This window comes from Methylobacterium trifolii (assembly GCF_022179685.1).
Classification (GTDB): Bacteria; Pseudomonadota; Alphaproteobacteria; order Rhizobiales; family Beijerinckiaceae; genus Methylobacterium; species Methylobacterium trifolii.
On sequence record NZ_BPRB01000054.1, the window covers coordinates 1 to 8,527 of the forward strand.

Annotated in this window: 10 protein-coding genes and 2 pseudogenes; 8 read left to right on the forward strand and 4 right to left on the reverse strand. The window is 68.2% G+C overall.

Translation table 11 applies throughout. From position 1 onward, the window contains the following. From COGEMETH_RS04605 to COGEMETH_RS04630, 6 genes and pseudogenes are all read left to right on the forward strand, one after another. A pseudogene (locus COGEMETH_RS04605) lies at positions 1–357 on the forward strand (hypothetical protein); the annotation flags it as partial. Between the two features lie 7 nt (positions 358–364). Next, a complete protein-coding gene (locus tag COGEMETH_RS04610; protein ID WP_238181432.1) occupies positions 365–1,297 on the forward strand; it encodes an ABC transporter permease in 933 nt (310 codons plus the stop codon). Continuing rightward, positions 1,294–2,202, forward strand: a complete 909-nt coding sequence (locus COGEMETH_RS04615; protein ID WP_238181433.1) for an ABC transporter permease — start codon at positions 1,294–1,296, stop codon at positions 2,200–2,202. Before COGEMETH_RS04610 ends, COGEMETH_RS04615 begins: the two co-directional genes overlap by 4 nt. Then, positions 2,199–3,896 (forward strand): dipeptide ABC transporter ATP-binding protein, encoded by a 1,698-nt coding sequence (locus COGEMETH_RS04620; protein WP_238181434.1) that lies wholly within the window; start codon positions 2,199–2,201, stop codon positions 3,894–3,896. The genes COGEMETH_RS04615 and COGEMETH_RS04620 overlap by 4 nt, the downstream gene beginning before the upstream one ends. 30 nt (positions 3,897–3,926) lie before the next feature. Beyond that, positions 3,927–4,724 (forward strand): MetQ/NlpA family ABC transporter substrate-binding protein, encoded by a 798-nt coding sequence (locus COGEMETH_RS04625; protein ID WP_238181435.1) that lies wholly within the window; start codon positions 3,927–3,929, stop codon positions 4,722–4,724. Between the two features lie 66 nt (positions 4,725–4,790). After that, positions 4,791–4,934: pseudogene (locus COGEMETH_RS04630) on the forward strand (IS5/IS1182 family transposase); the annotation flags it as partial. Positions 4,935–5,229: 295 nt separating this feature from the next. Here COGEMETH_RS04630 and COGEMETH_RS04635 read toward each other — a convergent pair. From COGEMETH_RS04635 to COGEMETH_RS04645, 3 genes are all read right to left on the reverse strand, one after another. Next, the gene (locus COGEMETH_RS04635; RefSeq protein ID WP_238181436.1) at positions 5,230–5,979 is read right to left on the reverse strand and encodes a hypothetical protein; all 750 of its coding nucleotides are present in this window, start codon (positions 5,977–5,979) and stop codon (positions 5,230–5,232) included. 52 nt (positions 5,980–6,031) lie between these two features. After that, complete coding sequence (locus tag COGEMETH_RS04640) at positions 6,032–6,379, reverse strand: hypothetical protein (RefSeq protein ID WP_238181437.1); 348 nt, start codon at positions 6,377–6,379, stop codon at positions 6,032–6,034. Between the two features lie 181 nt (positions 6,380–6,560). Beyond that, on the reverse strand, positions 6,561–6,818 hold the full coding sequence (locus tag COGEMETH_RS04645; protein ID WP_238181438.1) for a hypothetical protein: 258 nt from the start codon (positions 6,816–6,818) through the stop codon (positions 6,561–6,563). Between the two features lie 345 nt (positions 6,819–7,163). Here COGEMETH_RS04645 and COGEMETH_RS04650 point away from each other — a divergent pair, with 345 nt between their 5' ends. Next, positions 7,164–7,373 (forward strand): cold-shock protein, encoded by a 210-nt coding sequence (locus tag COGEMETH_RS04650; RefSeq protein ID WP_238181439.1) that lies wholly within the window; start codon positions 7,164–7,166, stop codon positions 7,371–7,373. Positions 7,374–7,434: 61 nt separating this feature from the next. Here the strand turns inward: COGEMETH_RS04650 and COGEMETH_RS04655 are convergent, their stop codons facing one another. Next, positions 7,435–7,626: a hypothetical protein gene (locus COGEMETH_RS04655; protein ID WP_238181440.1), complete on the reverse strand. Its 192-nt coding sequence runs from the start codon at positions 7,624–7,626 to the stop codon at positions 7,435–7,437. A gap of 554 nt (positions 7,627–8,180) precedes the next feature. Here COGEMETH_RS04655 and COGEMETH_RS04660 point away from each other — a divergent pair. Continuing rightward, positions 8,181–8,527 (forward strand): transposase (locus tag COGEMETH_RS04660; protein WP_238181441.1); only part of this gene is annotated, 347 nt, incomplete at its 3' end.

The window sequence follows — 8,527 nt, forward strand, 5'->3', positions numbered from 1 at the left end:
GCCAAGGGCAACGCCACCGGCACCTGGACGGTCTACCCCAACACCGACAACCCGTCCGATCCCGCCCGCGAACTCTGGGACATGCTCGGGTCGAAGGGGTTCCTCTACACCAACGTCGCCAACCCCGATCCCGAGATCACCGGGCTGATCGAGCAGGCGCTGCGATCCACGGACCCGGTCGCCAAGCGCGCGCTCACCGACCGTATCCAGGTGCTCGGCGTCGACAAGGCGTTCATCGTGCCCCTGTTCGCGCCGAGCTGGTTCCTGGCGGCGAAGAAGGCGGTCCGCGGCCTCGGGTTCGAGGCCGGCCTCGACTCGCCGTCGAACGCCTACGACGTCTGGCTGGCGAAGGAGTAGGCGCCGCATGCCCTCCCCGACCCTGTGGTCCCGCATCCTCGGGCGGCTGCTCACCAGCCTCGTCGTCGCCTGGGCCAGCGTGACCGCGGCCTTCCTCGCCCTCCACGTCCTGCCCGGCCGCATCGAGGACATCCTCGCCGGAGACGTGGACACCCCGGGCCTGCGCGAGGCCATCGCCGCCGAATGGGGGCTCGATCGCAGCCTTCCCGAGCAGTACTGGGCCTTCGTGTCCCGCATCGTCGGCGGCGATCTCGGCACCTCCTACGTCCTGCGCCAGCCCGTGCGGGAGATCGTCGGCTCGCAGCTCTGGCCCACGGTCCAGCTCGCGCTGACGGCGGGCGTGCTCGCCGTGGTGCTGGCGGTCGTCGTCGCCCTCCTCACCGCCGGGCGCGGCCGCCTCTCGCGAACGGTGGCCTCGGCGCTGGAACTGGTGCTGGCCTCCACGCCGGTGTTCTGGACCGGCATCCTTCTCCTGATGCTGTTCTCCTTCACACTCCGCTGGTTCCCGGTCTCGGGGGGCAACGGCTGGCAGGCCCTGGTGCTGCCGTCGATCGCGCTGGCGCTGCCCACGGCTGGCCTGCTGGCGCAGGTGCTGCGCGAGGCCATCGAGAAGACCCTGGATCAGCCCTTCGTCACCACCGTCCGGGCACGCGGCGTGGCCGAACTCACCATCCGGGCGCGGCACGTCCTGCGCCATGCCCTCCTGCCGACCGTCACCCTCGGCGGCTGGCTGATCGGGGGGCTGCTGGGCGGCGCCGTGATCACCGAGAAGGTGTTCGGCCGGCCGGGACTCGGCAGCGTCACCCTCGGGGCTGTGCTGACCCACGACGTGCCCGTGGTGCTCGCCGTCGTGCTGCTCGCCGCCTTCGTCCACGTCGCGGCCTCGACGCTCCTCGACATCCTCTACCTGCTGATCGACCCACGCCTGAGGGCCGCATGAACGCCTCGACGCACCCGTCCGGCGAGGCCACCGCCGCCCTCGCCCCCGCCGATCTCGTCGGCCTCGACGCAGCCCGGATCGGGGTGGCGCCGGGACGCCGGACCTATCCGCCCGGCATCGCCGCCGCGGCCCTGTTCCTGGCGGTCCTCCTCGCGGTCGCGGCCGCCCCGACCCTGTTCACCGGCTACGACCCGCTGACGGGCAATGTCCTGGAGGGCCTGAAGGCACCGAACTGGGAGCATCTCTTCGGCACCGACCGGCTCGGGCGGGACGTCTTCGCCCGCACGGTCCACGGGGCGCGCTACTCGCTGCTGATCGGGCTGGGGGGCATGGCGATCAGCGTCGTCGCCGGCGTGTTCCTCGGCATCCTGGCGGGGCTGCGCCACCGCCTCCTCGATGAGGGGATCGCGCGCGTCTTCGACGTGCTGTCGTCGTTTCCCGGCGTCCTGCTCGCCATGCTGGTGGTCACGTTCCTCGGCCAGGGCATGGTCAACATCGCCATCGCGGTCGGCATCGCCGGCATCCCGAAATTCGGGCGCGTGGTGCGGGCGCAGACCCAGCTGGTGCGCGACGCCGACTACGTCACCCAGGCGGCGGTCTACGGCCTCGGCCGGGGCCAGGTCTTCGTCCGGCACGTGCTGCCCAACGTCCTGGTGGCGATCTCGGTGATCGCCACCGTCTATGTCGGCAGCACCATCCTCACCGTCTCGGGCCTCAGCTTCCTCGGCCTCGGGCCGCAGCCGCCGACGCCGGAATGGGGCGTCATGCTGGCCGAGAGCCGCGACGTGCTGCGCGTGGCGTGGTGGCCCGCGATCTTCCCCGGTGCGGCCATCACCCTGACGGTGATCGCCTTCAGCACGCTCGGCGGATATCTGCAGAAGCGGTTCGAGGGGCGCCTCGCATGAGGGCCGACGTGCAGGACGATGCGGGCGGTCGGCCCCTGCTCGTCGACGTCCAGGGCCTGTCGATCGGGTTCGCCCCGGCCGGGGCGCCGATCGTGCAGGGGATCGACCTCGCGATCCAGGCCGGGGAATGCGTCGCGCTGGTGGGCGAGTCTGGCTCGGGCAAGAGCCTGACGGCGCGCAGCCTCCTGAACCTCGCCGGCGACGGGGCGCGGGTCGAGGCGCGGCGCTTCCGCATCCGAGGGCAGGATGCGCGCGCCTTCCGCGAGGTCGATTGGCGCTGGCTGCGCGGCACCGTCACCGGCCTGGTGATGCAGGACGCGCTGGTCTCCCTCGATCCGCTGCGGACGATCGGCCAGGAGGTGGGCGAGGTCCTGTCCGAGCATCGCATCCTGCGCGGACGCCGCGCCATCGACGCGCGGGTGATCGAGGTGCTCGGCAGGGTCGGGATTCCCGATCCCGAGATCCGCGCGCGCCAATATGCCCACCAGCTCTCCGGCGGGTTGCGCCAGCGGGCGTTGATCGCCTCGGCCATCGCGGGCGAGCCCGATCTCATTATTGCGGACGAGCCGACCACGTCCCTGGACGTGACCGTCCAGGCCCAGGTGCTGGAGGTGCTGGCGCAACGGGTGCGGGCGGGCGCCGGGCTCCTGCTGATCAGCCACGATCTCGCGGTGGTCGGCGGCATCGCCGACCGGGTGATCGTCCTGCGCGACGGGCGCGTCGTCGACAGCGGCACCACCGCCGACGTCCTGACGCGACCGCGGCACCCCTATACGCGCGGGCTGATCGACGCGATCCCCTCCTTCGCATCGCGGGGGCGGCGGCTCGGCCCGGCGAGCGCTCGGTCGCCCGATCGCATCGCACCGCTGCGGCATCCGCCGCCGGCCCGCGACGACACCGTCGTGCTCGAGGTCCGCGGCATCGCCAAACGCTACGCCCGGCCGGCGGGCTTCGGACGCCGGGCGCTCGCCACGACCGCGCTCGACGACGTCAGCTTCGACGTCCGGGCCGGCGAGGTCGTCGGCATCGTCGGGGAGTCGGGCTCGGGCAAGTCGACCTGCGCCAGGATCGTCCTCGGCCTGCTGAGCCCCGATAGCGGCACGGTCCGGCTGCTCGGCGAGCCGTGGTCTCGCATCCGCGAGACCGAGCGGCGCCGGCTGCGGCCACGGCTGCAGTACATCCCGCAGGACGCGCTCAGCAGCTTCGACCCGCGCTATCGGGTGTCGGAGATCATCGCGGAGAACCTCGCCGGGCTTCGACCTGCGGCACGGGCGGCCCGGACCGCCGAACTTCTGGAGCAGGTCGGCCTGCGCGACGACCTCGCCGGTCGCTACCCCCGGTCGCTCTCGGGCGGGCAGCGCCAGCGCGTCTCGATCGCCCGCGCGCTCGCGGCGGAGCCGGCCCTCATCGTCTGCGACGAGCCGGTCTCGGCGCTGGACATCGGCATCCAGGCGCAGGTGCTCGACCTGCTCTGCGACCTGCGGGCGCGGCTCGGAACGGCGCTGCTGTTCATCTCCCACGACCTCGGCGTGATCCAGCATCTGGCCGACCGCGTGCTGGTCTTCCACCACGGCCGGCTGGTGGAGCACGGCCCGGTCGGCGAAGTCCTGACGACGCCCGCCGACCCCTACACGCGCACGCTGCTGGCCTCGCAGCCGCGGCTCGAATACGGCCTGCCCCGGCACGCGCACTGACATCGTCACCGAGACCGAGGATCATCGTCCATGCCGCCGACCCGCCGCGTCCTGCTCGCCGGAGCCCTCGGGCTCCTTGCCACCGCCTTCGCCCAGGCGGCGACGCCGCTCACGGTGATCGCCTCGTCGGTGCCGCATGCCGAGATCCTGAGCTTCGTGCAGGACAAGATCGCCCCGGACCTGGCCCTGCGGGTGATCGAGATCAGCGGCGACATCCGACCGAACCGGCTCGTCCTCGACGGCGATGCCGACGCCAACTTCTTCCAGCACGTGCCCTACCTGCGCGCCGAGGAGAAGGAGCTCGGCGTGCGCCTCGCCGTCGCTGCGACCGTGCACGTGGAGCCGCTCGGGATCTACTCGCGCCACTTCCGCGCGCTGGCCGAGGTGCCGGCGGGCGCCACGGTCGCGCTGTCGAACAACGTCACCAATTTCAGTCGCGGCCTCACGCTGCTGCAGGACAACGGGCTCATCCGCCTGGCGCCCGGTGGCGACGGCACCTTCGCCACGGTGAACGACATCGCCGACAACCCGAAGCGCCTGGCCTTCGTCGAGGTCGCGCCGCCGCAGCTTCCACGCAGCCTCGACGACGTCGCGCTCTCGGTGATCAACGGCAACTACGCCCTGGAGGCCGGGCTGACCCCGGCCAAGGACGCCCTCGGCCTGGAGCGTGCAGAGGGCAACCCCTACGCCAACGTGCTGGTGACGACGCAGGCCCTCGCGCAGGATTCTCGCATCGCGCGGCTCTCGGCGGTGCTGCAATCGGCCGAGGTCGCCGCCTTCATCCGCGAGCGCTACCGCGGCTCGGTGATACCCGTCGCGCGCGGGTGAGCGATTTGGCGGACGCGGTATCACGCCTCGTCGTCTGCGACGGCGTCGATGGTTTCCCCGCTCAGGCAGCGTGCCTGGGCCTCGGCCACGCGCTGCCGAAGACTGGTCAAGGATTACGAAGGCTATGCCACCACCCTGGCAGGCTTGCATATGGTCGCCTTCGCCTGCCTCATGCTCAAGCAAGTCGAACGATTAATGATGGGTTCATAACACGCTCGATGCTCGACGAAGAGGACGTTCGCAAAGTGGCAAAAATTACGGTCCGTGAGAACCACAAGTCACATCCACGGAGATGCGTAGGTGCGCCCGAAGTAGCGCCTCGACTCTTCAGCCTCGAAGTCGACATGCGGAGCGGCAAAGCCAAATGGGATCGGATGACAGACGACAACCCGGCTATGGAAATGCGACCCGTTCCAGACCGTCATAGGCCATGAAGTTCTCTGATAGTTGGCAATGAAATCTGTGACACCACGACAAGCAATAGCTTAATATCCTGTCGTTACGTCTATCGACGCTCTGCAAAAGGATCGAACTCCAAGCCGTCGCCGACGTCCTCGAAGGTGAGGAGCGCCCCCGGTGGTAGGGTCCGGGACCGGCGCCGGGTCGCGTCGTCGGAGATCGTGCCGGTTGCGACCGTCGCGCGGCCCGTCAGGTAGTTGACGCTGGTTTCCCGTGTCTCACCGGACATGCGCTGCACGTTCGACGCATCGTAGCCGATCAGGACAAAGCTCTGCGTGTGGTGCCGAAAGATAAACGTTTTATATCCGGTATCTGCGCCGCCAGTGCTCGCGAACAGATGCAGTTTCACCGAGATGGCACCGCGTACGATAGCCAGCGATTGCGGATCTTCGAAGGCGTCGTCCAGGTTGGCACTCTCCCGGCGCGGGATCAGGCTGTGATTCTGGACGACGAGCCGATAGCCCCCGTCGGGCCTCGCGAAGGCGATGGCGAGGATCCGCGGGTTACTGTCCCAGGTCTGGTCGGGCGTGGTCGTCGAGATCGGCAGGATCTTGGCCTTGTCCTGCTCGTGCAGGACGAAGGCGAGGTCAGAACGACCGTCGCGGTCGAGGTCGCCCTTTGCGACAGCCTCGACAGTCCAGCCCTTGGGAGCAAAGCTTTCCGCATCCGACCCCGACCGCGCCAGCGCGGGATAGACGGCAGGCGGCACCAACGCCTCCTCGGCCCGGGCCGGGGCAACCCTGCGCAGCGAGAGAGCCAGGGTCAGAACGGCGAAGGCGCAGAGCAAGCGGTTCATCGGGTGCCGGTGCCTGAGATTGCGCATGTGGGCCGAGGGTGGGACGCGCCTGTCACCAGAGCGGCCAGAAGGTGCCGCGTCCGAGCCCGCTGTTCCAAAGAACGTCGCTCCCGATCAAGACGTTCGCGACGATGGCGGCCAACGTGATGGGAGGACCGAACTTGAGGGTCCGGTTCGATATCAAGAGCAGCAGGGCCGGCAAGCTCAAGCAAAGGACGATCAGGGTCATGGGAACGGCGAGAAAGATCTCGAAGCCATCGCTCCCCTTCGCGGCCGGATGATGTATGATGTATTCCACCGCATAGAACCAGAAAATAAGCAGGCCGATATCGACGACGAGGAGGAGGTGGCGAAGACGCCTGTCATCTTGCCAGAGCGATTTGAGCCACAGTGTCGTCATGGGACGCTTCCTGTCGAGATGAAGGAAATGCAACGCCGGCCACCAGGGCTGTCGTAGCCGGCATGCATGCCAGGGCTGGCCAAACCCAGCGCATGGTCCGCCTCATCCCACGGCCTCGATCCCGGACGTCGCACAGCGCGTAGGCCCCACCGCTCGAGGGGGCGGGGCACCGTCGGCCAAGTCACGGGTAGAAGCGGACGTGGCGGACGACGCAGCCGCAGTACTGGAGACGGTTGCCCTTGCGGACGTAGCGGTGCTCGACGATCACGCCGCGGCGGGACCCAGCCTCGGCTCTGGCTGCGCCGAGCGCGATGTCGCCCATGATGCCCGCAGCCGCGAGGCCGCCGAAGCCCATGGCCTGTGCATGTCCGGGGGCGGCAACGGCAGTGCCGAGGGTGAGGGCGGTGATCGCCGCCGTGATGGTTTTGCGAATGGACATCGTGAACTCTTGCTCTGCTGCGGCGATCCGGCAGGTCGCCGGGGACGAGTGCGGCTTGAACGCCGTGCATTGCAGGAGAAATACGTGGAGCGATGCGATGATTGCGGTCCGGTTTCTAGCCGAATTCTTCGTGTGAAGGCGCACACGGGCAATTTTTGAGCCTGAGGCCGCCCCCTCAACGCTGCTTGGCGCGCGCAGTAGGCCGCCCTGCAGAGTTTTTCCCGTCTAGAGAAACGAAGGCACTGAAGGCTGGAAGGCGGACCCGTCGGAACTGCCAGCCAGGGTTGCCGGTTCGAGCATCATGGCACGCCGCGTTGGCGCGCCAGTGACGACTAGGACACCGCGATGGCGACCGGCACTGTGAAGTGGTTCAACGAGACCAAGGGCTACGGCTTCATCCAGCCCGACGAGGGCAACAAGGACGTGTTCGTCCACATCTCCGCGGTCGAGCGCGCCGGGATGCGTAACCTCATCGAGGGCCAGAAGGTCTCCTACGACGTGGAGAACGACAAGCGGAGCGGTAAGGAAAGCGCCAGCAATCTGCAAAGCGCCTGAGCCTTCTCGACTTTGGACGGAGGCGGACGCTGGTCGTTGCGCCTCCGGACGCGGCTGAAAGCTACGGGCGAGTGGGCTGCAACGGAGCGATTTGAGCCTGCTGCGGCGAGGGAGTTTGCTCGATAATCCCGGCACCCGCCGGATCGACCGCGTGCACGAGCAGCATCGCGACGACGATGATCAGCACGAGCGCAGCGATGCGCCAGGGTTCGAGGATCGGCTGATGAGGCGCCTTGTCCATCTCGGTCTGCATCGGCCCATCCTCGCAGGGATCTCGGACCACGAGATGGCAACCGCATGGTGAACGCTTGGTAAAGACGGGTCGGTCTCAACGTCGACTTGGCTGCATGCCCCGGCCGACATGGCTGGGACCCGGCCGCCTGTGCCCTATGGCGAGTCGTGAGTCGACACCAGGAGACATAGCCGCCGCAAGTCGACCCCGGAAAAGCCCCCTCCCCAAAGGGGACGCCTACTGAGGTTCTAACCGTGATGGATTCGGAGACAACGGAAGACAAGAATGGCTACCGACGAGCGGCGGGCGGCTTCGACCGATCGGCTCCAGCGAGAATCCGCGCGGCCGATAGGACCTTATGATCTATGCGGTGAGGGTCTGACGTCGGATGGTTTGGCGAACGTCGATCGAAGATAATTTCAGAGCATACGCCGCTGCGCCACACGGGGATGCGAGGCCATGTCTGAGAAGATCATTCCCCTCCCTCGGAAGGGGGGGGGAAGCACCGGCCTTCGCTCGCGGCGCCCATTTAGAGCGTGTTATGAACTTCTAGGGTCGGTTGTGCGTTTGGGTTTATGAGCCTGGATCGCCCCGCGTACCCGTCCGACGTGAGTGATGAGGAATGGGCGGTCGTCGCCCCTTACCTGACGCTGTTGCGGGCGGATTGCGAGCAGCGGGACCACGAACTTCGCGAGGTGTTCAACGGGCTGCGCTACATCGTGCGGACGGGTGCGGCGTGGCGGTTCATGCCGCACGATCTGCCGCCTTGGGCGGCGGTGTATCAGCAGATGCAGCGCTGGCTCGCCGCGGAGAGTTTCCTGGATGTCGCCGGGGACCTGCGGGCGGTGCTGCGGATGGCGGCCGCGCGTGAGCCGGAGCCATCTGCCGTGGTTCTGGACAGTCGCACGCTGCGGTCGTCGCC

What these genes read in the sequence shown, in the direction of transcription:
- COGEMETH_RS04615 (WP_238181433.1), top strand. Translation starts at nt 1,294, where the DNA reads ATGAACGCCTCGACGCACCCGTCCGGCGAGGCCACCGCCGCCCTCGCC.
- COGEMETH_RS04640 (WP_238181437.1), bottom strand. Translation starts at nt 6,379, where the DNA reads ATGACGACACTGTGGCTCAAATCGCTCTGGCAAGATGACAGGCGTCTT.
- COGEMETH_RS04610 (WP_238181432.1), top strand. Translation starts at nt 365, where the DNA reads ATGCCCTCCCCGACCCTGTGGTCCCGCATCCTCGGGCGGCTGCTCACC.
- COGEMETH_RS04625 (WP_238181435.1), top strand. Translation starts at nt 3,927, where the DNA reads ATGCCGCCGACCCGCCGCGTCCTGCTCGCCGGAGCCCTCGGGCTCCTT.
- COGEMETH_RS04655 (WP_238181440.1), bottom strand. Translation starts at nt 7,626, where the DNA reads ATGCAGACCGAGATGGACAAGGCGCCTCATCAGCCGATCCTCGAACCC.
- COGEMETH_RS04635 (WP_238181436.1), bottom strand. Translation starts at nt 5,979, where the DNA reads ATGAACCGCTTGCTCTGCGCCTTCGCCGTTCTGACCCTGGCTCTCTCG.
- COGEMETH_RS04645 (WP_238181438.1), bottom strand. Translation starts at nt 6,818, where the DNA reads ATGTCCATTCGCAAAACCATCACGGCGGCGATCACCGCCCTCACCCTC.
- COGEMETH_RS04650 (WP_238181439.1), top strand. Translation starts at nt 7,164, where the DNA reads ATGGCGACCGGCACTGTGAAGTGGTTCAACGAGACCAAGGGCTACGGC.
- COGEMETH_RS04620 (WP_238181434.1), top strand. Translation starts at nt 2,199, where the DNA reads ATGAGGGCCGACGTGCAGGACGATGCGGGCGGTCGGCCCCTGCTCGTC.